We start from the raw sequence: 22803 nt of genomic DNA, 5'->3' as shown, positions 1-22803 counted from the left end.
CCGTCCCTTGCGGCGGTGCGGTGCCTGCTACCGCATCAGGGCGCCAGCGCCGGCGGATTCGGCCGCGGGGCGGTCTGGGCGCCGCTGCTCAGGTGGTTGGCGCCGGCCAGCACCTGCACCGCGCGGCCGAAGGCCTGGTTGGCGCTGCGGCCGGCGATGGTGTCGACATACCACCATTCCGCCACCACGCGGCTGGCATTGATGTCGAGCAGCATGTAGCCGCGCTTGTCGAGTTCGACATACTTCACATGCGGATTGACCAGCTTCAGCGCCGCGGCGATCACGCCCCGTTCATCATCGATCGCCGGCGAGGTGACCGAGGTGGTGATCAGTTCCACCGCATGCGAGCCGGCGCCGGTGTCGGGGTCGTAACCGCCCTGGGCCACATTGCTGTTGCTGGGGTCCTGGCTCAGGTCCGCCGCCCATGCGCTGTGGATGTCGCCGGTGAGAACCACCACATTGCCCACCGCGGGCGCGCCGGCATTGCCCTTGATGATGTTGTAGACCCGGTCGCGCGCCGGCTGGTAGCCGTCCCACTGGTCGGGGTTGAGAAAGGTGCCGCCATCGGGCAGCACGCCGGGCCTGGCCTTCAACTGCGCAAACATCACGCCTTGCCCGATCAGTTTCCATCTGGCGCCGGAGCCGCGCAGGCGGGTGCCCAGCCAGTCTTCCTCTTCCGTGCCCAGCATCTGGCGCGTCGGGTCGGTAAAGGCGCCGGACTGGGTGAAGGTGGTGCCGGCGTTCAGGGTATTGGCATTGATGTCGGGCGTCGGCTGCGCCTGCTGCGACCGGGCATTGAAACGCTCTTCCAGCATGATCAGGTCGGCCAGCTTGCCCAGCGCGAAGCTGCGGTTGTTTTTTTTCAGGTTGGCCGGGTCGACTACCCGCACCGGCATCCATTCATGGTAAGCCTGCAGCGCGGCGGCCACGCGCGCGCTCCAGCTGCCTTCCACGCCTTCGGTATGGTTTTGCGCGCCGCCGGCCCAGGCGTCATTGGCCACCTCATGGTCATCCCAGATCGCCACCATCGGGTGCTGGCGATGCACTTCCTGCAGGTCGGCATCGCGCTTGTACTGGGCATGCCTTGCACGGTAATCCGCCAGCGTGATGGCTTCGGTGGCAGGCTCGTAGGAACGCAGGCTGCCATACTGGCCGCTGCCGTATTCATAGATGTAATCGCCCAGGTGCACCACCAGATCGAGGTCGGCACGCTCGGCGACGCGGCGGTAGGCATTGAAGAAGCCGTGGGCCAGGCTGGCGCAGCTGGTCACGGCGATGCGCAGGTTGCCCGTGTCGCCGGCGGGCAGGGTTCTGGTGCGGCCGACCGGCGACTGGCCGCCGGGCGCGGAAAACCGGTAGTAATAGCTGGTGCCGGGCTGCAGCCCGCCGACGTCGACCTTGACGGTGTAGTCGCGGCTGGCATCGGTGCTGGCGCTGCCGCGCTTGACCACATTACTCAGGGCCGGGTCGGTGGCCACCAGATAATCGACGCTGACCGCGGCATTGCCGGCGGGGCTGACCCGCGTCCAGAGCAGCACCGCATCGGACAAGGGGTCGCCGCTGGCCACGCCATGCAGGAACCGGTTGCTGCCGGAAGGCGTCGTGCCGCCGGTGCCGGTGTTGCTGTCGTGATCGTCGTCCTTGCCGCCGCAGGCATCGAGCAGCGGTATGGCCAGCATGGCTGCACCGGTGCGTCTGAGGAAATCGCGGCGGCTGGGGCCGCGGCGGCCGGGTTTGAGATTGCGGGGGCGTCCCATGGCATTTCCTTCCGAAGCCCTGTCTGGCGCCTTGCGACGATGGGGCGAGTCCCAACGCTAGCCTGTCCGTAACGGGCCCGGTTTAAGGTTGCGCAAAGGTCGTGGCGGGCCGGCTGCGATGTTCTGCCCTGGCTTTGGGTTGCATGGAATTGGCCAGGCATCACCGTTCAGCAGATACCAGCTGCAGTGTCGGGCTGCAATTCGATGGCGTCGGCCTGAAGGCCGGATGCGCATTTGCCTGAGGCATTGCCGTTGCGCATCCACGGCCAGCCAAGGGCGAATCGATCAATATCCCTGTCCGAAGCAGTCGCTGCTTGTCTGAATAATAAGTATCCTTTGGCGCTTCATGGCCCTGCCCTCATTTCTTACCGAACAGAAACAATGCCGCTGAATTTCTCTTCTTACCTGGACATGGTTCGCTTCCTGGCTGCCATGGTCGTCTTTCTCGGCCACGCCTCCGGCATCCACTGGACTGCCGGATTGCTGTGGCAGCTGGGTGACTATGGCGATACCTGCGTGGTGATCTTCTTCGTGCTGTCGGGCTTCGTGATTGCCTATGTCACCGATGTGAAGGAGCGCACCTGGCAGGTCTATCTGAACAGCCGCGCGGCGCGGCTATGGTCCGTCGTGCTTCCGGCGCTGGCGCTGACCTTCGTGATCGACTGGTTTGGCGTGCGGGTGGCGCCGGCGCTTTACCTTGGGCAGCCGTGGTTTGCGGGCGACCATCTGCTGCTGCGCTATCTCGCTTCGCTGCTGATGCTGCAGGAAGTCTGGCATCTCGAGCTCGTGCCAGGCATCAACGCGCCATTCTGGTCGCTGAGCTACGAGGCCATCTATTACCTGCTGTTCGGCGTCCTCTTTTTTTCGAAACGGCCCACCCGGTGGTTATGGGTGGCGTTGCTGCTGGCCCTCTCCGGCCCGGTGATTGCGGCGCTTTTCCCGATCTGGTGCCTGGGCTTCGTGGCCTACCGGTTCTGCATGAAAACGACGCTGCCCAGGGCATGGTGCTGGTTGCTGGCCATTGCCGGGCTGATGCTGCTCGTGGCATCGCCTCATGTGCGCTACCTGGCGCCGGCACAGTACCGCATCATGGATGAGGAAATCATTGGCCGCTATATCGATGCGCTCGCCTTCCTGATGCATCTGCTTGGCATGTACGGGCTGTCGAATGCCTTCCCGGCCTTGCCGGGGCGTTTGCGCTCGCTGATCACAACCGTGGCCGCAACCACCTTCCCGCTGTATCTGCTGCATCGGCCGCTGATCCAGTTCTTCAGCTATGCCGGGCCGGAAGATCCGTCGAGCTGGCAGCGCAGGGCCCTGGTGATCGTCGGCAGCCTGCTTCTGGTGTTCATTGCAACGCCTCTGATTGAACGATCCCGCCTTCTCCTGAAAGCGGGCTTGTACAGCCTGCAGGAAAGAGCGCGCGCACGCAGGCAGCATGCGGCGGCGTCGGCCCGCCCAGGCAATTGAGAACAAGGCAGCTTCGGCTGGTTTGACGACAAGCAAGGCAAGCGTGCGATGCAGGCGCAATGACGGTTGGCAGCGAAACGAATTTTCCCTGCGCAAGTCCCATGCTCAAGACCTCATTTCAACTGCCGCTGTTTCTCCTGCAATGGAAAGAACCGCATGCCCGCTCTCGCTCTCTCAATCTCGCCAGACCTGCAGGCCAAGGCGCTGGAAATTCATCGGCGGCTATGCGGACACTATCATTGCCCCCTCAAATACTTCCACACCATCGATCCGCTCAGCGAGCTGGTGTCGTCGCTGCTGTCGCACCGGACGCTCAACCGCGACTCCGGCATGGCATTCCGCGCGCTGCGCGAGCGCTTTGCCGACTGGGAAGCCATGCGCGACGCGCCGGTGGCCGAGGTGCAGGAAGCCATCTCCGCCTGTACCTGGCCGGAGCAGAAGGCGCCACGCATCCAGCAGGTGCTGCGCGAAGTGACCGCGCGCGGCAATGGCGTGATGTCGCTGGAATTCCTGCGCGACTGGCCGGTTGCGGAGGCGCGCGCCTGGCTGGAAAGCCTGCCGGGCGTCGGCCCCAAGACCAGCGCGGCGGTGCTGTCCTTCAGCAACCTGCGCGGCAGGGCGCTGCCGGTGGACAGCCATCACCACCGGGTGGCTGCCCGGCTCGGGCTGATTCCGGCCACGATGGCGGTCGGGCCATCGCACCGCGTACTGGAAGCGCAGCTTCCCGAAGAATGGGATGCGCAGCAGGTCTATGACAACCACCAGGTGCTGATGCGGCACGGCAAGGACACCTGCACCTGGCGCGCGCCGCGCTGCGGCGCCTGCATCCTTCTCGACCTCTGCCCGCATGGCCAGGCGCGCCTGGGAATGGCGGGCAGCCAGGGGCTGGCGGAACAGGCCAGCGACCAGCCGGTTTAAGTTTCCTTTTTTCACGCCGTTAACCCTGTACCACGAGGCAGGGACGGCTTTGGCTGTCTCCTGCCGCGTTATTTTTCCGACATCTGCCTGGGCCACGCGCCCGGGCTTTCATTACGAGTCTTCCATGAATGTTTTGCAGAACATGAAAGTCGGCCGGCGCCTGGCACTGGGCTTCGGCCTGTTGCTGGCACTGTCGATCCTGATTACCCTGATCGGTGTGATGAAGCTGGCCGCGGTCGGCCAGGCTTCGCGGGAAATGATGGCGCTGCCATTGATCAAGGAAAGGCTGATCAGCGACTGGAACAAGAACATCAGCAATGCCGTGGTGCGCACCACGGCAATCTCGAAGAGCGCCGATCCGGCCCTGGCCACCTTCTTCAAGGACGATGCGGCGGAAACCACCAGGAGCTCCAGCGAGTTGCTCAAGAAGATCGAGCCGCTGCTGGCCGACGAGGACGAGAAGGCGCTGTATGCAAAGATCACCGAGGTGCGCAAGAGCTATGCCGCCGCGCGCGACGAAATAATGGCGAAGAAGGCCGGCGGCGACGCCGACGGCGCAGCCCGCGTGCTGGAGACGTCCTATCTGCCGCAGGCGAAACAGTACAGCAAGCTGACCGGCGAACTGCTGCAGATGCAGCGCGACCATCTTGACATCAAGGCGGCGGAAATCCTGGACATCGAACGCGCCAGCCGCAAGCAGATGATGGCGCTGGCCGCGGCCGGCGTGCTGCTCGCCGTCCTGTGCGCCTGGTTCATGACCGTCAGCATTACCCGCCCGATGGACATGGCGGTGGAAGCGGCGCGCCGGGTGGCCGCCGGCGACCTGACCGGCGAGATCGAAGTGCGGTCCACCGATGAAGCCGGCGCCTTGCTGCAGGCATTGAAGGACATGAACGGCAACCTGCTGCGCATCGTGTCGCAGGTACGCCGTGGCACCGAGACCATCTCGACCGCATCGAGCGAGATCGCGGCCGGCAACCTCGACCTGTCGTCCCGCACCGAGCAGCAGGCCAGCGCGCTGGAGGAAACCGCATCGTCGATGGAAGAGCTGACATCGACCGTGCGCCAGAATGCCGAGAATGCGCGCCAGGCCAACCAGATGGCGATCAGCGCGGCCGATGTGGCGGCGCAGGGCGGCGTGGTGGTGTCGCAGGTGGTCGACACCATGGCCGCGATCGATGCCTCGTCCAAGCGGATTGTCGACATCATCGGCGTGATCGATGGCATTGCCTTCCAGACCAACATCCTGGCGCTGAACGCGGCGGTGGAAGCGGCTCGCGCCGGCGAGGAAGGCCGTGGCTTCGCAGTGGTGGCCACCGAGGTGAGAAGCCTGGCGCAGCGTTCCGCCGCGGCAGCGCGCGAGATCAAGGAATTGATCAATGAATCGGTTGCGCGGGTAGGCGATGGCGCCGAACTGGTGAACCGGGCAGGCAGCACCATGGAGGACGTGGTGACCAGCGTGCGGCGGGTGACCGACATCATGGCCGAGATCAGCGCCGCCAGCAATGAACAGAGCGCCGGCATCGAGCAGGTCAACCAGGCCATCGCGCAGATGGACCAGGTGACCCAGCAGAATGCGGCGCTGGTGGAACAGGCCTCGGCGGCATCGGCCTCCATGCATGAGCAGTCGCAGCAACTGGCGCAGGCGGTCAGCGAGTTCCGGATTACGGGCTAAGGCGGGAACGCCAGTAGAGTGGCCACCGGCAGCAAGGTCTGGCGGCCGGCTGGAATCTGGCCTGGCCGCCCTGCACTGTAATGGCCAGTTACAGCGCGCTCAACAGGTCTTTCCAGAGCAGGGTTTGCGAAGCCGCATAGCTTCCGTCACTGCGCGTGGCCTGTACGGTCAGGCGCGCAAGGAAGCGGGGAACCTGATCGCCAGACTTTTCCGCTTCCAGGGTGGCATTGCTTGCCGCGCCGGTGATGGTCATCTGGCCGGAAGAGGGATACACATCAACCTGACGGATGCCGTCCCCCGGCGGCGCGCCATCCGGCGGCGTAACCGGAATCGCATCCTCGATATTGACGGTAAAGGGCTTACCGGTGGAGACGCCGACGAGCAACGTGCCTTCACCTGGCTTGATGGTGCTGAAGGTGAAGTTGCCGCCCAAGGAAAGATTGTCGCCAGACTTGCGGATGTCAGCCCGGTAGTCACGCAGTACAAGCTCCTGCGCGGCCTTACCTGGCGCCTGCTGCGTCAGCCGCAACTCCTTCCCCGTTGCGGCAAGCACCTGGTTCTCTCTCGCAGACTGGCTGATATTGACCTGCGCATCTCCGTTCAGGCTTTCGGTGCCGGTGTCAGACACTGAGCCCAGATTGTCGTAGCGGACCGCAATGATGCCTGACCAGACTGAATCGGGGCCTGGCGTGCCGTTGAGCTCCTTTACTGACAGGCTCATATTGCCGTTGATGAGATCGCCGGCGACATCGGCGGGCCCATCCGGACGTCGGCAGTTTTCCATGACGACCCTGACCTCATCGCCTTGCGTGAGGCGGTTCTGATTTGCCATTGCGCCCGAGAGGGTGATCGAGCCGCCGAATTCGCAGTCGAATTTCTGGGGAACGCCTGCCACCAGTTGGAAGCCTGCCGTTTTCATCGCAAGGCCGAGCAATGGGACCGCAGCGCTGCCGGCACCCATATCGCTGCCGAGCAGTCCGGGAAGCTCGAGTGCGCCTGGAAAATCCGCCGCGGCGACACCAACGCCCTCTGCCATTTCGGCCAGGTTTTCCAGTCCAAGGTAAGCAGATGCACTGAGGTAATCGAAGTTCGCTGTCGTAATGGGGGAAAGAAGCGGCGTCAATGGGACTGGGTTTTTACCAGAGTCGCCGCTGTCGGCATTGCTATTGTTGCCGCCGTTGCTGCCTCCTCCGCAGGCCACCAGAAATGCTGCAAGACCAAGACAGAAAATGCGAAACAGATTCCGATACCATTTTTTTATCATTGCATTCCTCCTAAGTAATCATCGGCGCCGCGATGTTTTCGGGATCAGGTCCACTGTGAAAGGCCATCAGGACCTTCCTCGATTGCAGCGACGAATCAGGGGCGATGTGGCGAGTCCACCGCATATCCGGCCTTGGCAAACCGTCCACAGGACACTCCTGTAGTGAAATTTCCCGCCATTTGGTTGCAATGCACGCCGCTTGACCCAAATGCAAAAGGCGCCCGCCACGGGCGCCTCACAAATCGGTAATGCGCAGAGATGCTCAGTGATGGGCAAGGCCCGGAACGGCACTGGCCTGCTGCTCGCGCCCCATCGCCAGGCGCAGGTCCCTGAAGTAGGCAATGGTGCGCTGCAGGCCCTGTTCCAGCGGGACTTTCGGCTCCCAGCCCAGGTAGGTGCGCGACAGCGCGATGTCGGGCTTGCGCCGCACCGGGTCGTCGCAGGGAATCGGCCGGTGCTCGATGACCGAGGCGGAGCCGGTCAGCCGGATCACTTCCTGCGCCAGCTGCAGCATGGTGAACTCCACCGGATTGCCCAGGTTGACCGGACCGCAGAAATCATCCGGCGTCTGCATCAGCCGCACCAGGCCGTCGATCAGGTCGTCGACGAAGCAGAAGGAACGGGTCTGCATGCCGTCGCCGTAGATGGTGATGGGCTCGTTGGCCAGCGCCTGCATGATGAAGTTCGATACCACGCGGCCGTCGTTGGGATGCATGCGCGGCCCGTAGGTATTGAAGATGCGGGCGATCTTGACCGCCATGCCGTGCTGGCGCCGGTAGTCCATGAACAGGGTTTCGGCGCAGCGCTTGCCTTCGTCATAGCAGGAGCGCGGCCCGATCGGGTTGACGTGGCCCCAGTAGCCTTCCACCTGCGGATGCATCTCGGGGTCGCCATAGACCTCGCTGGTGGAAGCCTGCAGTATCCGGGCCTTGACCCGCTTGGCCAGGCCCAGCATGTTGATCGCGCCATGCACGCTGGTCTTGGTGGTCTGCACCGGGTCATGCTGGTAATGCACGGGCGACGCCGGGCAGGCCAGGTTGTAGATCTCGTCGACTTCCACATACAGCGGGAAGGTCACGTCATGGCGCAGCAGCTCGAAGTTGGGCCGGGTCAGAAGGTGGCAGATATTGAGCTTGCTGCCGGTGTAGAAGTTGTCCACGCACAGTACGTCATGGCCCTGGTTGAGCAGGTGCTCGCACAGATGCGAGCCAAGGAAGCCGGCGCCGCCGGTCACCAGAATACGCCTGCAATGCAGTTCCTTCATGATGGAAGCCTCCAGTTTGCATGTCACGGTTGAAGTGCCGCTTCACGGCACAGGGCCTCGGCGCTGGCCAGCACGCTGGCGCTGGAAACGCCGGTGGCGCAAGGGTGCCCAATCATTGGGCAGACCCGATGCGCGCAGGGACGGCATGGCACATCGGCATGCAGCACCCGATGGCGATCATGGTCCAGCGGCGCCCAGCGGCCGGGATCGGCGCCGGAACAGATCACCACGCTGGGCGTGGCCATGGCCGCGGCCACATGCGACACGCCGGTGTCATTGCAGACCAGCAGCCGGGCGCCGGCCAGCAGCGCCGCCAGCGAACCCAGCGTGGTGGCGCCGGTCAGGTCGATTGCCTGCGCATGCATTGCACAGCGCACGCCCCGCGTAAGCTCGCGCTCGTCCGGCGAGCCGGTGATGACCACGGTCCAGCCCTGCCCGGCCAGGCCGTCGGCCACCTGCGCAAAGCGCTGCGGCGGCCAGCGCCGCGACGGCAGGCGCGCGCCGGGATGGATGCAGACATAGCTGCCGGGCGCCAGGCCCGGCGCGGCGCGGGCCAGCGCGGCATGGTCTTCCGGGCGCAAGGGAAATTCCAGCTGCTCGCCGCATGCAGGCACGCCCAGCAAGCGCAGCAGGCGCAGGTAGCGCAGTACTTCATGCTCCCCTTGCGACCATGGCGCATAGGTCGCCGCATCCGGGCAGGGATCGCCGGCCGCGTGGAAGCCCGCGGTGCGGGCCGCGCCCAGCGCCAGCGTCACCGGATTGCTGAGGCCGCCGCTGCCGTGCAGCTGCAGCGCCAGGTCGAATCGCCGCTCGCGGGCAGCGGCAAAGAAACCTGGCAGCGCCTGCACATCGGGCTCGCTTTCCGGCATGCCCGGATAACCCGGAAAGCAGATATGCCGGTCCAGGTACGTGCTGAAGCGCTCGACGAAGCCGGCAGCCCAGGGCAGGCCGATCAGGGTGATCTCCGCATGCGGCGCAGCCCTGCGCAGTGCGCGCAGCGCCGGCACCGTGCACAGCATGTCGCCCAGTTGCAGCGCGCGGAACACCGCGATGCGCCGCATGCCGGCAAGGTCCAGCGCCGGCGCGGCTGCGCTCATGGATTGCCTCCGGTGAGCAGCGTCGGCTTCTCCAGCAGGAAGGAACCGATGGCCAGCGCATCCAGCGGCGTGGTGCAGAACGACTCGACCGCATCGCGCGGGGTGCAGACGATGGGCTCGCCGCGGGTATTGAAGGAGGTGTTGACCAGCACCGGCACGCCGGTGTGCTTGCGAAATTCCTGCAGCAGGTCGTAGTACACCGGGTTCTGGCTGCGGTTGATGGTCTGTATGCGCGCCGTGCCGTCGACATGCCGCACCGCCGGAATCTGGTCGACCCGGTCCGGCCTGACATCGTTGATGAACACCATGAAGGGCGACACGCCGGCATTGACGAACCAGTCGGCCGCCTCCTCTTCCAGCACCACCGGGGCCACGGGCCGGAAGTCTTCCCTGTCCTTGATCTGGTTGAGCCTGGCCTGCATTTCGGCCTTGACCGGCGACGCCAGAATCGATCGCGCGCCCAGCGAGCGCGGACCGTATTCCATGCGGCCCTGGAACCAGCCCAGCACCTTGCCCTGCGCCAGCAGCACGGCGGCGTCGGCGGCGATATTGTCGCTGCGCCGGTATGGCAGCATGGCCTGCCGCAGGAAAGCCTCGATCTCCTCGTCGCCATACGACGGGCCGAGGAAGACATGGTCCATGGACCAGCGGCGCGGCTGCCCGGCGCGCTGCTGCGCATCGACCCACAATGCCGCGCCGAGCGAGGTGCCGGAGTCGCCCGCGGCGGGTTGCACCCACACCTGTTCATAAGGGCCATGGTCGCGCAGCCGGGCATTCATCACGCAGTTGAGCGCCACGCCGCCGGCCAGCACCAGGTTCTTCGATCCGGTGGCTTCATGCAGCCACTGCGCCATGCGGCCCACGGTCTCTTCCAGCACCACCTGCAGCGAATGCGCAATGTCCATATGCTTCTGCTCGGTCGGGCCGCCGCGTTCCCTGGCCGGCCCCAGCAGGGCTGTCCAGTCCGGTTGCCCGACCGTGTAGTCGCCATTGCCGTGATACCTCAGCACGTCGCGGAAGAGGTCGACATGGGCCGGCTTGCCGAAGGACGCCAGGGCCATCACCTTGTATTCATCGGATGAGCGCAGAAAGCCGAGATGGTCGGTCACGACTTCGTACAGCAGGCCCAGCGAATGCGGCAGGTTGACCTGTTTGATGCGCTCATGGCGTCCATTGCGGTAGATGCCATAGCTGGTGGTGGCGCGTTCGCCCCGCCCGTCCATGGTCAGCACCGCGCAGTCATCGAAGGGCGCGGCCATGAAGGCGCTGGCTTCATGCGACAGATGATGTTCGACGAAGTGCCATCTGAACGGGCCGTCATGGCTCACGCCCTGGAAGCGCTTCTTCAGGTGATGCGGCGCGCCGCCGGCAAGCTGGCGCGGCGCGTTGACGATATAGGACAGCGACAACGCATCCCATGGCGCCGGTCCGCCTTCCTTCGAAGGCTCCAGGGGCAGCGCCAGCGTGGCGCCAACCGAATTGCGGTCCAGCTGCAGCCAAGGATCATAGGAATAAGCGACATGGTCGACATCGCGCAGGCTAATGCCGGCCTCCTTCAGGCAATAGTCGATCGCATGGTAAGGCAGTTGCCATACGGTGAACGGCACTGGCCGCTTGCCATGCTTGACGCGGGTGAAGCGTTCCTCTTCCGCAGCGGCAAGCACCACGCCATCGGAAACGAGGCAGGCGGAACAATCATGGAATGCGGCATTGATACCCAGTGTGAACATAGAAGCCCTCCGGTTTTCAGGCGCAGGCTTGCCTCGCCAGACCGGCTATGCGCTAGCAAGCGATATACCTGTTATCGCAAAATTTTCGCTGCGCAATGCAGTCAACACTATGCTTCCCTGATAATGCTGAAACAGCAGAGTTCCTTTATTTACAAGCCGAAATAACATTTCACTGTTATCCGGCTATTTTTATGGAAGCGTTTTTCCACGATGCTATAGCGTCCTATAAAGCGGCTTTATTTCGAGAAACGGCGTTTCATGAATCGGTGAAAAACCGACTGCATGATGCCCGGAAAAGTTGCATCGCGCATGCAAGCAATGCCGGGTAAGAAGTACACGAACTTGTAAATCGTTCAATTGTCATGACAAGATTTTTTGGACGGAAAGACCGCTGCAGCGAGGAACAAAAACGCCACCCGTCTGTTCTGAGCTTTAACGCTTGCCAACCATGCGTCATTGCAATCCATGCCGTTTTTCAAGGCGGCAGGCGTGGGGCCGGGCCAGCGTGATGAAGAAGCCTGATGACCTTATGGCATGGGCTGATATCACGATAAGAGGCGACCTTCGCGATGCCGGACACCAAGCCAGCGCTATCCAAAGTGAGTGTGATGCAGGACCTGCTCAAGGTCGTTGCACCATACCGCTGGCGCATCGCCGCCGCCGTGGTGCTGCTCATATCGGCAAAGATCAGCACGGTGCTCGTGCCCCTGCTGCTCAAGCGCATCATCGATGCGCTGTCCCAGCCGCAGACGCTCAAGGCACTGCCCATCTATCTGCTGGCGGGCTATGCGCTGCTGCGCTTTTCCAGCACGCTGTTCAACGAGTTGCGCGACCTGGTGTTTTCACGGGTGACGCAGCGCACCGTGGCCAACTATGCGCAGATGACCTTCGAGCACCTGCATCTGCTGGGTGCCCGCTTCCATGCGAAGCGGCGCATGGGCGGGCTGCTGCCCGACATCGACCGCGGCACCGCCGGCATCGCCTTCCTGCTGGGCGTGGGCCTGTTCACCCTGGTGCCAACCCTGATCGAGATCGCGCTGGTGCTGGGCATCATCACCTCGCGCTACCAGGCCTGGTATGCGGGCTTCATCATGCTGACATTCCTGGTCTATACCGGCTTTACCGTCGTCTTCACAGCGCGCCGCACGATTCATCAGCGGCGGGTGAACCGGCTGGACTCCAGCGCCAAGAGCCGGCTTGCCGACAGCCTGATCAACTATGACACGGTGAAGTACTTCACCAATGAAACGGTGGAAGCGCAGCGCTTCGAAGAAATCATGCGCCACTGGACCGAAGCCGCCGTGGCCAACCAGAAAGCGCTGTTCACACTGCATGTCGGGCAGAGCGCCATCATTGCCTGCGGCGTGGCGGCGGTGATGCTGCAGGCAGGCAGCGACGTGATGGCCGGCCGCATGACGGTGGGCGACCTGGTGCTGATCAATGCCTATGTCCTGCAGGTCTGCCTGCCGCTCAATGCACTGGGCTTCGTGTACCGCGAGGCGCGCGATGCCTGGGTCAATGCGGAACGGCTCTTCGACATCCTGCATGAACGGCCCGAGATGGAAGAGTCGCGCGGCATGCCGGCCCTCTCGCCCGGCCGTGGCGAAGTGGTATTCGAGCATGTCAGCTTCAGCTATGAACCGTCGCGGCCGATCCTGCGCGATGTGAGCTTTCGCATAGCGCCTGGCGCCACGCTGGCCGTGGTGGGCGGCAGCGGCTCGGGCAAGTCGACGCTGGCGCGCCTGCTGCTGAAGCTCTATGCGCCGGCCGAAGGGCGCATCCTGGTGGATGGCCAGGACATCGCCAGGGTGAGCGCTACCAGCGTGCGCAGCATGATAGGCGTGGTGCCGCAGGACACGGTGCTGTTCAACGACACCATCGGCTACAACATCGCCTATGGCCGGGTGGGCGCCAGCCAGGAAGAGACCGTCGGCGCGGCCAAGGCGGCCCATATCCACGAGTTGATCACCACCCTGCCCGGGCAATACGACACCGAAGTCGGCGAGCGCGGCGTGACGCTGTCCGGCGGCGAGCGGCAGCGCATCGCCGTGGCGCGCGCGGTGCTGAAGAACCCGCCCATACTGATCTTCGACGAGGCGACATCGGCGCTGGACTCCGCTTCCGAGCATGCAATCCAGCAGGAACTCAACCGGCTGTCGCACAACCGCACCGTGCTGATGATTGCGCATCGTTTGTCCACCGTAGTGGATGCGGATGAAATCATCGTGCTCGAACAGGGCCGTGTAATTGAGCGCGGCAGTCATGAGGAATTGCTGGGCAAGCATGGCGCCTATGCGCGGCTCTGGCAACTGCAGCAACGCGAAGACATGGACCAGCGCGCCGCTGCCAGTCGTGCATGAGCGCATGAGCGCATGAGCGCATGAGCTTGCCGGATTGCCGTAGGGATCGTTCCGTCTCTGGAACGGGATTTGCATCAGCGATGCCCGGGATTGTTCTTGCTGTTCCTACTGTTGTGCTTCGTGTCCTTGCCCTGGGCTTTGCAGACTTTATGGATATCAAGTGATGGACAGACATGCTTACTCATCAGCCTTGCCGCAGGCCAGCATGGCGGGCGGCAAGGCGCAACGGGATGGCGTGGAACGCCGCGCGGCGCCGGCCGGCCTGGCGCTTCGCCTGCCGGTGTCGGTGGTGGTGCCCACCTGCGGCCGCGCCGACCTGCTCAACCGCTGCATGGCCGCGCTGACTGGCCAGACCCTGCGCGGCGCCGACATGGAGATCATCGTGGTCGATGACGCGCCCAGCGACGCCACCCGCGATGTGGTGGGCCAGTGGGCAGCGCAGGCGGCGCGGCGCGGGCTGGCAGTGCGTTATGTCGCCAACCATGGGCCGCATGGGCCCGCGGCAGCCCGCAACCGTGGCTGGCGCCATGGCCGTTCGGAAGTGATCGCCTTCACCGACGACGATACCGTGCCCGACGCCAACTGGCTGCGCCATGGCCTGATGGCGCTGGATGTAGATGTCGATGCATTGTGGGGCCGCATCACCATGCCGCTTCCCGACAATCCGACCGACTATGAACGCGATGCCAGCCACCTGGCCACTGCCGAGTTCGTTACCGCCAACTGCTTCTGCCGCAAGGCGATGCTGCAGGCGCTCGATGGCTTTGACGAGCGGTTCCGCCTGGCCTGGCGCGAGGACAGCGACTTTCATTTCCGCCTGCTGGCGCAGGGCGCCCGCATCAGGCATGCGCCCGATGCGCTGGTGGTGCATCCGGTGCGCCCTGCAAAGTGGGGCGTGTCGATCAGCCAGCAGAAGAAGATCCAGTTCGATGCGCTGCTGTACAAGAAGCATCCACGGCTCTACCGCGAGAAGATCCGCGCCACGCCGCGCTGGGACTATTACCTGATCGTCGCTTCCCTGCTGGCCACCGTGCTGGGCACGGCCCTGGGTTACCGGACACTGGCCATGCTGGCGGCAGCGGTATGGCTGGGCATGACCGCCTGGCTGTGCGCAATCAGGCTGAAAAACACCACGCGCACCGCAGGCCATGTGGTCGAGATGGCATTGACGTCGGCCGCGATACCGGTGCTCGCGGTGTGGTGGCGCATGGTGGGCGCGGCGCGCTTTCGCGTGCTCTTTCTGTGATGGAGGCAGGACACCATGCGTCCATTGAAGATTCTTACCTGGCATACCCACGGCAGCTATCTGTACTACCTGACGCAGGCGCCGCACCAGTTCTACGTGCTTTCGAAACCGGGCCGCCCGCCCGGCTACGGCGGCCGCTGCGGCCATATACCGTGGGGCGACAATGTGACCGACCTGCCGGTCGACCAGGCCGCCGGCATGCAGTTCGACTGCATCCTGTTCCAGGACGATGACCAGTACCTGAAGGACCAGCATGAATTTCTCACGGAGGCGCAGCGGCGGCTGCCGCGCATCTATATCGAGCACGACACCCCGCGCGAGCATCCGACCGACATGCCGCATCCGGTCGACGACCCCGAGGTGCTGCTGGTGCATGTCACCCATTTCAATGCGCTGATGTGGGACAGCGGCCGCACCCCGACCCGCGTGGTCGAGCATGGCGTGATGGTGCCGCCGCAGGCGCGCTACGACGGCTCGCTGGCGCGCGGCCTGGTGATCGTCAATCATCTTGCGCGGCGCGGACGCCGGCTGGGCGGCGATGTCTTCCTGCATGCGCGCCGCTCGGTGCCGCTGGACCTGGTCGGCATGGGCGCGGAAGAGATGGATGGCCTGGGCGAGGTCCAGCATGCGCAGCTGCCGGCCTTCGCCGCGCAATACCGCTTCCTGTTCAATCCGATCCGCTACACCAGCCTGGGCCTGGCGGTGCTGGAAGCGATGATGGTGGGCCTGCCGGTGGTGGCGCTGGCCACCACTGAAGTGTCAACCGTGATCGAAAACGGGCGCTCGGGCTATATCGACACCAATGTCGATGCGCTGGCCGAGCGCATGCAGGAACTGCTGCGCGAGCCGGCGCTGGCGCGTGAACTGGGTGCCGGCGCGCGCCGGCGTGCCCTCGAACGCTTCCACATTGCGCGCTTCGTGCGCGACTGGAACGACACCTTCGCCCAGGTCACCGGCACCAGGCCGCTGGCCGCCACCCCGATGGACAACCGCCTGGAGGAAATGCAATGACGGGATTTTCCAGCTTCCTGCTAGACCGCGACGCCGCGGCGCGGGCAGTCGCGATGGCACTGCCCATGATAGCCACTGCAATCGACAACAAGAGCGCCGGCGAGAGCGGCTTCTTCTACCTGATCGTGATGAAGCCTGGCAGCAGCCCGGTTACTTCCTCGTTCGAGGAAGCCATTTTGTACGAGCACGCGTTGGGCGATCGCAGCAAGTGGGATGCCGACTATCGCAGCTTTGCCGTTGCCAAGGCCAGGGTCGCATGGCGCACCGGCATGGACAGCCACATCGTGCAGGAACAGCGGCCCTACCTGCTGGAAGCGGGCGACACGGTGCTGTGGGGCAGTGTGGCGCTGGACGGCATCGTGGTGGCGGCCAGCGGCGCCGACCCCTGGTATGACGAAGCCTTCGCCGGCGCGGTGGCGCTGTGCATGCGCGCCCAGGCCAAGGCGGCGGCCGCGCGGGCGCGCAGCCAGGGACCGTTCCTGCCGCAAGGCTGATGCCGTCAACAGGCGCTTGCGCGGCACAGTGCGCCCTCGGTCAGACAGATTGTTTAACCGTTCGTTGGAAAGGTGTTGATCATGAGAAGAATAGCGCTGGTCAGCGAGCATGCGTCGCCGCTGGCTGTTCCCGGCAGCGTGGACAGCGGCGGACAGAATGTGTACGTGGCACAGGTGGCGCGCCATCTGGCGCAACGCGGCTACCTGGTGGATGTCTATACCCGCTGCGACAGCCCGGCGCTGCCGCAGGTGGTGAACTGGGAACTGGATGTGCGCGTGATCCATGTGCCGGCCGGGCCGCCGCATGCGATACCGAAGGAAGCGATGCTGCCCTACATGGACGAGTTCGCGCGCTTCATGATCGGCTTTGCGCGCGCCCATGACCTGCGCTACGACCTGCTGCATGCGAACTTCTTCATGTCGGGCATGGTGGCCCGGCAGGTGCGGCAGGGGCTGGGCACGCCCTTCGTCATCACCTTCCATGCGCTGGGGCGGGTGCGCCGCCTGCATCAGGGCAAGGCGGATGGCTTCCCGGCCGAGCGCGAGGCCATCGAGGAAAGCCTGATGCGCGATGCCGACCGCATCATCGCCGAATGCCCGCAGGATATGGAAGACATGGCGCGGCACTATGGCGCGCCAACCTCGCGCATGGACATCGTGCCATGCGGCTTCGATCCGGAAGAGTTCTGGCCGGTGCATGGACTGGCGCGCAACAAGCTGGGCCTGCAGCCGCAGGAATTCGTGGTGCTGCAACTGGGCCGCATGGTGCCGCGCAAGGGCGTGGACACCGCGATCGAGGCGGTTGCCGCGTTGCGCGACCGGCATGGCGTGGCGGCGCGGCTCTTGGTGGTCGGCAGCGACTGTCAGGACCGTGGCCAAGGCGGCCACGGCGGGCCGGAGATGGCGCGCCTGAAGGCGCTGGCCGAGCGGCTCGACCTGTCGGGACAGGTGTTTTTCGCCGGCCAGCGGCCGCGCAGCGAATTGCGCGACTACTACAGCGCAGCCGATGTGTTCATCACCACGCCCTGGTATGAACCGTTCGGCATCACGCCGCTGGAGGCGATGGCCTGCAGCGTACCCGTGATCGGTTCGGCTGTCGGCGGCATCAAGCATACGGTGGTCGACGGCAGCACCGGCTTCCTGGTGCCGCCGAATGACCCGGAAGCGGTGGCCGACCGGCTGGCCGTGCTGCATGCGCAGCCGCAGGAAGCCCGGCGCATGGGGCGGGAAGGCCTGCGCCGGGTGCATGGCCGTTATACCTGGCGCCATGTCGCCGGCCGCATTGCCGATGTTTATGAAGCGGTCCTCGGGGCCGCGCCAACCAGCCTGCCGCAGTCGCTCGTGGCCAGCGGCGGGTCCAACCATACGGAGCTCGAATGGACCAATTGAACCGACCGTCAGACACAAGCAACGGCGCATCGACCGACAACAGCCTGGCCGGCCGCACGGTACTGGTGACCGGCGGCGCCAGCGGCCTGGGCGCGGCGCTGTGCCACATGCTGGCCTCGTCCGGCGCCAACGTGGTGGTGGGCGACCTGCATAGGGAGAAGGCCGAGGCGCTGGCGCGCACGCTGGCCGAAACCGGCGGCGCCGTCGCCGAACGCATCCATGCGATCGGCTTCGATGTGGGCGACCCGGCCGGGGCGCAGCAGGCCATCGAACAGACCGTCAGCCGCTTCGGCACCATCGACGTGCTGATCAACAATGCCGGCACCGATGTCACGCTGTCGATGGCCGAGCTGGCGCCTGAGCAGTGGCTGCGGGTCATCAACACAAATCTCAACGGCCCCTTCCTGCTGGCCAAGCATGCGTCGGAAGAGATGAAGCGCAATGGCCGCGGCCATATCGTCAACATCGCGTCCACCGCCGCCAAGCGCGCCTGGCCGAATGCCTCGGCCTACCATGCCAGCAAATGGGGCCTGCTGGGCCTGTCGCATGCCATGCATGCGGAGCTGCGGCCGCATGGCATCAAGGTCACTGCGGTAGTGGCCGGCGGCATGCGCACGCCCTTCCTGCTGGACCGTTTCCCCGACATCGACGTGGCCACGCTGCAGGAGCCTGCCAATGTGGCGCAGGCGGTCAAGTCGGTGCTGCTGCTGCCGGATGAAACCGTGGTGGCGGAAATCATGGTGCTGCCGATGCGGGAGACCTCATGGCCCTAGGAGCCTGCGCGGCATGAAGCGCGCCGTGTTTCTCGACAAGGATGGCACCCTGATCGACGACGTGCCCTACAACGTCGACCCGGACCGGCTGCGGCTCGCGCCCCATGCCGGCCCGGCGCTGCGCCTGATGCAGGAGCTGGGCTACCGGCTCATCGTGGTGAGCAACCAGTCGGGCGTGGCGCGCGGCCTGTTCAGCGAGGCCGCGCTGCCGCCGCTGTTTGCCGCGCTGCAGGACATGCTGGCGCGGGAAGGCGTGACGCTCGACGGCTGGTACTGGTGTCCGCATCATCCGGAAGGCGCAGCAGCAGGCTATGCACTTGAATGCAACTGCCGCAAGCCTCTGCCCGGCATGCTGCAGCAGGCCGCCCGCGAGCACGGCATCGACCTTGCGCGCTCATGGATGGTGGGCGACATCCTGAACGATGTGGAAGCCGGCCGCCGCGCCGGCTGCCGCACTGTACTGATTAACAACGGCAATGAAACCGAATGGCTGCGTTCGCCGCTGCGCACCCCCGACATCAGCGCGCCGGACCTGCTGAGCGCGGCACGGGCGATGCAGCGGTTCGATGCGGCCATGCCGGTGCGGGAGGCGTCATGAGCGGCATCGGCGATGCCAGCGATGTCAGCCACATCAGCCACATCAGTGGCATGCGCTGGAGCGACGCCCGCCATATCCTCTGCATCCGGCTGGATTACCTGGGCGACGTGCTGATGTGCACGCCGGCCATGCGGGCGTTGCGCGACAGCGCACCGGGCCGCCGGCTGACCCTGCTCAGCTCGCCCGGCGGCGTGGCGGTGGCTTCCTTCATCCCCGAACTCGATGCCGCCCTCGCCTTCCAGGCGCCGTGGATGAAGCATGGCGCTATCCAGGATGCCAATGCGGTGCCGGCCATGGCCGAGACGCTGCGCGCCGGCCGCTTCGATGCCGCCGTCATCTTCACCACTTACAGCCAGAGCGCATTGCCGGCGGCGATGCTGTGCCAGATGTCCGGCATACCGCTGCGGCTGGCGCACTGCCGCGAGAATCCCTACCAGCTGCTGTCGGACTGGGCGCCGGAGACGGAGCCGCAGCAGCAGGTGCGCCATGAAGTGCAGCGGCAGCTGGACCTGGTGGCCGGCATCGGCTGTCGCACGCGGGACGAACGCCTGTCGTTCTCGGTGCCGCAGGCCGACCTGGCATGGGCGCGCGCCGCACTGGCGCAGCGCGGCATCGGCCCCGGCACGCCCTGGGTGCTGATGCATCCCGGCGCCACGGCCGCGTCGCGCCGCTATCCGCCTGCGCAGTGGGCACAGGCGCTGCGGCTGCTGGCAGAGGACGGCATGCAGGCGGTCTTCACCGGCAGCGCCGAGGAAGGCGCGCTGATCGACGGCATACGCGAGGCCGCCGGCCTGCCCGGCCACAGCATGGCAGGCCACGCCACGCTGGGCCAGCTGGGCGCGCTGATTGCGCTGGCGCCGGTCATGGTGTCGAACAACACCGGCCCGGCCCATATCGCCGCCGCGCTGGGCACGCCGCTGGTGGACCTGTATGCGCTGACCAATCCGCAGCACACGCCGTGGCAATCGCCAAGCCGGGTGCTGTATCACGATGTGGCCTGCAGGAATTGCTACAAGAGCGTGTGTCCGCAGGGGCATCACGACTGCCTGAGCAAGGTGGCGCCTGCCCGGGTGGTGGAGGCGGTGCGCAGCTTGCTGATGTGACGGAGGCTGTGCGCCGCAAGGTGACCCAGGACACCGACTGCCCGTGTCACAGGCGCTAAGCTGGCGGCAACCTACCCAACCGGGCCGCCCGCAGCGGCCCCGAAAGCGCCTTGCCCATGTCCGACAAACCGACGCCACCTCCATCGAACGTCCGCGTGCGCGGCGCCCGCGAGCACAACCTGAAAAATGTCGACGTCGACATCCCGCGCGATGCGCTGGTGGTCTTCACCGGCGTGTCCGGCTCGGGCAAGTCGTCGCTGGCCTTCGGCACGCTGTATGCCGAGGCGCAGCGGCGCTACCTGGAATCGGTGTCGCCCTATGCGCGACGGCTGTTCCACCAGATGGCGGTGCCGGAAGTCGACGAGATCGACGGCCTGCCGCCGGCGGTGGCGCTACAGCAGCAGCGCGGCACGCCGACCACCCGCTCCTCGGTCGGCAGCGTCACCACCCTCTCCAACCTGATGCGCATGCTGTATTCCCGCGCCGGCGACTATCCGCCGGGCCAGGAACTGCTGTATGCCGAATCGTTCTCTCCCAACACGCCGGAGGGCGCCTGCCCGGAGTGCCACGGCCTGGGCCGGGTGGTGGAAGCCACCGAGCAGTCGATGGTGCCCGACGACAGCCTGACCATACGCGAGCGGGCGGTCGCGGCCTGGCCCACCGCCTGGCATGGCCAGAACCTGCGCGAGATCCTGATGACGCTGGGCTACGACGTCGATACGCCCTGGCGCGACCTGCCCAGGAAGCAGCGCGACTGGATCCTCTTCACCGACGAGCAGCCGACCGTGCCGGTCTATTCCGGCCTCAGCGCGAGGGAGGTGCAGGCGGCCCTGAAGCAGAAGGCCACGCCCAGCTACCAGGGCACCTTCACCAGCGCCCGCAAGTACGTGCTGCAGACCTATGCCACGACCCAGAGCCCGCTGATGAAGAAACGGGTGGCGCGCTACCTGGTCAGCAATGACTGCCCGGTCTGCCAGGGCAAGCGGCTGCGGCGCGAGTCGCTGTCGGTGACCTTCGCCGGCCACGACATCAGCGCGATCTCGCGCCTGCCCCTGAAGCAGCTGGCGGCCCTGCTGGCGCCGCATGCCGGGCGCACGGCCAAGGGCAACGCGCGGCATGACCGCGCGCATCCGGAGCAGGTCATCGTGCGCCAGCGCATCGCGGCCGACCTGGCAGCGCGGCTGGCGGTGCTGCTGGACCTGGGCCTGGGCTACCTGACGCTGGAACGCAGCACGCCGACGCTCTCGCCCGGCGAGCTGCAGCGGCTGCGGCTGGCGACCCAGGTGCGCTCCAACCTGTTCGGCGTGGTCTATGTGCTGGACGAGCCGTCGGCCGGCCTGCATCCGGCCGATACCGAGGCGCTGCTCGATGCGCTGGACAAGCTGAAGGCCTCTGGCAATTCGCTGTTCGTGGTGGAGCATGAGCTGGACGTGATCCGCCGCGCCGACTGGATCGTCGATGTCGGGCCGGCGGCGGGGGAAGGCGGCGGCATGGTGCTCTACAGCGGCCCGCCCGCCGGCCTGGCCGAGGTGGAACCGTCGCAGACCCGGCGCTATCTGTTCGACGCCGCGCCGCCCGCGGCGCGTGCCGTGCGCGCGCCTTCGGGATGGCTGCGGCTCGAAGGCATCAGCCGCAACAACCTGCAGGCGCTGGACGCGGCCTTTCCGCTGGGCGTGCTGACCAGCGTGACCGGCGTCTCCGGCTCGGGCAAGTCCAGCCTGGTCAGCCAGGCGCTGGTGGAACTGGCGGCCGCCTGGCTGGGGCATGACGCGGATGAAGCCGAGGCCGGGAGCGACGCCGATGCGCTGGCCGATGCGATCCCCATGCCGGTGGGCGGGCGCATCGCCTCCGGCATGGAAGCGATACGGCGCATGGTGCGGGTGGACCAGAAGCCGATCGGCCGCACGCCGCGTTCCAACCTGGCGACCTACACCGGCCTGTTCGACCATGTGCGCAAGCTCTTCGCCGCCAGCCCGGATGCGCGCCGGCGCCGCTTCGATGCCGGCCATTTCTCGTTCAACGTGGCCAAGGGCCGCTGCCCCACCTGCCAGGGCGAGGGGCAGGTGATGGTGGAGCTGCTGTTCCTGCCCAGCGTCTATACGCCCTGCCCGGCCTGCGAAGGCGCGCGCTACAACGAACGGGTGCTGGCGGTGCGCTACCAGGAGCGCAACATCGCCGATGTGCTGGGCATGACGGTCGATGCCGCCCTTGCTTTCTTTACCGATCAGGAGGCGCTGGCGCGGCCGCTGGGCGTGCTGCGCGACGTCGGCCTGGGCTATCTGCGCCTGGGCCAGTCCGCCACCGAGCTGTCCGGCGGCGAGGCGCAGCGCATCAAGCTGGCCACCGAGCTGCAGCGGCCGCAGCGCGGCGACACGCTCTACATCCTGGACGAACCCAGCACCGGCCTGCATCCGTCCGACATCGACCGCCTGCTGGCCCAGCTGCAGACCCTGGTCGACGCCGGCAACACCGTCATCGTGGTGGAGCATGACATGCGCATCGTCGCCGCCAGCGACTGGGTGATGGATATCGGCCCCGGCGCCGGCGACGAAGGCGGCCGCGTGGTGGCCAGCGCGCCGCCGGCCGAAGTGGCGAAAAGCCGGGACAGCCGCACCGCGCCCTACCTGGCGCGGGCGCTGCAGGGAAAATGAAAG

At 65.7% G+C, this 22803-nt stretch carries 17 protein-coding genes; 12 read left to right on the top strand and 5 right to left on the bottom strand.

Annotation, left to right across the window (positions count from 1 at the left end):
* Positions 1 to 35 precede the first annotated feature (35 nt).
* Positions 36 to 1757 carry an alkaline phosphatase D family protein gene (locus KTQ42_RS17985; protein ID WP_217346711.1) on the bottom strand — a complete coding sequence of 574 codons (1722 nt, stop codon included), beginning with the start codon at positions 1755 to 1757 and terminating at the stop codon, positions 36 to 38.
* 381 nt (positions 1758 to 2138) lie between these two features.
* On the opposite strand from KTQ42_RS17985, the gene KTQ42_RS17980 reads away from it, so the two are divergent.
* From KTQ42_RS17980 to KTQ42_RS17970, 3 genes are all read left to right on the top strand, one after another.
* Positions 2139 to 3227 (top strand): acyltransferase family protein, encoded by a 1089-nt coding sequence (locus KTQ42_RS17980; protein WP_217346710.1) that lies wholly within the window; start codon positions 2139 to 2141, stop codon positions 3225 to 3227.
* A gap of 156 nt (positions 3228 to 3383) precedes the next feature.
* Positions 3384 to 4145 (top strand): hypothetical protein, encoded by a 762-nt coding sequence (locus KTQ42_RS17975; protein ID WP_217346709.1) that lies wholly within the window; start codon positions 3384 to 3386, stop codon positions 4143 to 4145.
* 124 nt (positions 4146 to 4269) lie between these two features.
* Positions 4270 to 5820, top strand: a complete 1551-nt coding sequence (locus KTQ42_RS17970; RefSeq protein WP_217346708.1) for a methyl-accepting chemotaxis protein — start codon at positions 4270 to 4272, stop codon at positions 5818 to 5820.
* Positions 5821 to 5908: 88 nt separating this feature from the next.
* Here KTQ42_RS17970 and KTQ42_RS17965 read toward each other — a convergent pair whose 3' ends face one another.
* From KTQ42_RS17965 to KTQ42_RS17950, 4 genes are all read right to left on the bottom strand, one after another.
* Complete coding sequence (locus KTQ42_RS17965; RefSeq protein WP_217346707.1) at positions 5909 to 7084, bottom strand: hypothetical protein; 1176 nt, start codon at positions 7082 to 7084, stop codon at positions 5909 to 5911.
* A gap of 262 nt (positions 7085 to 7346) precedes the next feature.
* A complete protein-coding gene (locus KTQ42_RS17960; protein WP_217346706.1) occupies positions 7347 to 8348 on the bottom strand; it encodes a UDP-glucuronic acid decarboxylase family protein in 1002 nt (333 codons plus the stop codon).
* A gap of 23 nt (positions 8349 to 8371) precedes the next feature.
* A complete protein-coding gene (locus tag KTQ42_RS17955) occupies positions 8372 to 9445 on the bottom strand; it encodes a glycosyltransferase family 9 protein (RefSeq protein WP_249222812.1) in 1074 nt (357 codons plus the stop codon).
* A complete protein-coding gene (locus KTQ42_RS17950; RefSeq protein WP_217346705.1) occupies positions 9442 to 11175 on the bottom strand; it encodes a carbamoyltransferase C-terminal domain-containing protein in 1734 nt (577 codons plus the stop codon). The genes KTQ42_RS17955 and KTQ42_RS17950 overlap by 4 nt, the downstream gene beginning before the upstream one ends.
* A 569-nt stretch (positions 11176 to 11744) precedes the next feature.
* On the opposite strand from KTQ42_RS17950, the gene KTQ42_RS17945 reads away from it, so the two are divergent.
* The 9 genes from KTQ42_RS17945 to KTQ42_RS17905 all read left to right on the top strand — a co-directional run bounded on the left by KTQ42_RS17945 (position 11745) and on the right by KTQ42_RS17905 (position 22800).
* Positions 11745 to 13535 (top strand): ABC transporter ATP-binding protein/permease, encoded by a 1791-nt coding sequence (locus KTQ42_RS17945; RefSeq protein ID WP_217346704.1) that lies wholly within the window; start codon positions 11745 to 11747, stop codon positions 13533 to 13535.
* Between the two features lie 163 nt (positions 13536 to 13698).
* Positions 13699 to 14781 carry a glycosyltransferase gene (locus tag KTQ42_RS17940; protein WP_217346703.1) on the top strand — a complete coding sequence of 361 codons (1083 nt, stop codon included), beginning with the start codon at positions 13699 to 13701 and terminating at the stop codon, positions 14779 to 14781.
* A 15-nt stretch (positions 14782 to 14796) separates the two neighbouring features.
* Positions 14797 to 15792 carry a glycosyltransferase family 4 protein gene (locus tag KTQ42_RS17935; RefSeq protein ID WP_217346702.1) on the top strand — a complete coding sequence of 332 codons (996 nt, stop codon included), beginning with the start codon at positions 14797 to 14799 and terminating at the stop codon, positions 15790 to 15792.
* Positions 15789 to 16286 carry a hypothetical protein gene (locus KTQ42_RS17930; RefSeq protein WP_217346701.1) on the top strand — a complete coding sequence of 166 codons (498 nt, stop codon included), beginning with the start codon at positions 15789 to 15791 and terminating at the stop codon, positions 16284 to 16286. Before KTQ42_RS17935 ends, KTQ42_RS17930 begins: the two co-directional genes overlap by 4 nt.
* Before the next feature lie 81 nt (positions 16287 to 16367).
* Complete coding sequence (locus KTQ42_RS17925) at positions 16368 to 17675, top strand: glycosyltransferase family 1 protein (protein WP_217346700.1); 1308 nt, start codon at positions 16368 to 16370, stop codon at positions 17673 to 17675.
* Positions 17663 to 18448, top strand: coding sequence for an SDR family oxidoreductase (locus KTQ42_RS17920; protein ID WP_217346699.1), 786 nt, complete (start codon positions 17663 to 17665; stop codon positions 18446 to 18448). The genes KTQ42_RS17925 and KTQ42_RS17920 overlap by 13 nt, the downstream gene beginning before the upstream one ends.
* A 13-nt stretch (positions 18449 to 18461) precedes the next feature.
* Positions 18462 to 19046, top strand: a complete 585-nt coding sequence (locus KTQ42_RS17915) for an HAD family hydrolase (protein ID WP_217346698.1) — start codon at positions 18462 to 18464, stop codon at positions 19044 to 19046.
* A complete protein-coding gene (locus tag KTQ42_RS17910) occupies positions 19043 to 20149 on the top strand; it encodes a glycosyltransferase family 9 protein (protein WP_249222811.1) in 1107 nt (368 codons plus the stop codon). Before KTQ42_RS17915 ends, KTQ42_RS17910 begins: the two co-directional genes overlap by 4 nt.
* Positions 20150 to 20265: 116 nt before the next feature.
* Positions 20266 to 22800, top strand: a complete 2535-nt coding sequence (locus KTQ42_RS17905) for an excinuclease ABC subunit UvrA (protein ID WP_217346697.1) — start codon at positions 20266 to 20268, stop codon at positions 22798 to 22800.
* Positions 22801 to 22803: the final 3 nt, after the last annotated feature.

Origin of the sequence: Noviherbaspirillum sp. L7-7A (assembly GCF_019052805.1) — a bacterium.
Lineage (GTDB): Bacteria > Pseudomonadota > Gammaproteobacteria > Burkholderiales > Burkholderiaceae_D > Noviherbaspirillum_A.
Note: the sequence above shows the minus strand (reverse complement) of the source record. Positions and strands in the feature narration are given on the sequence as shown.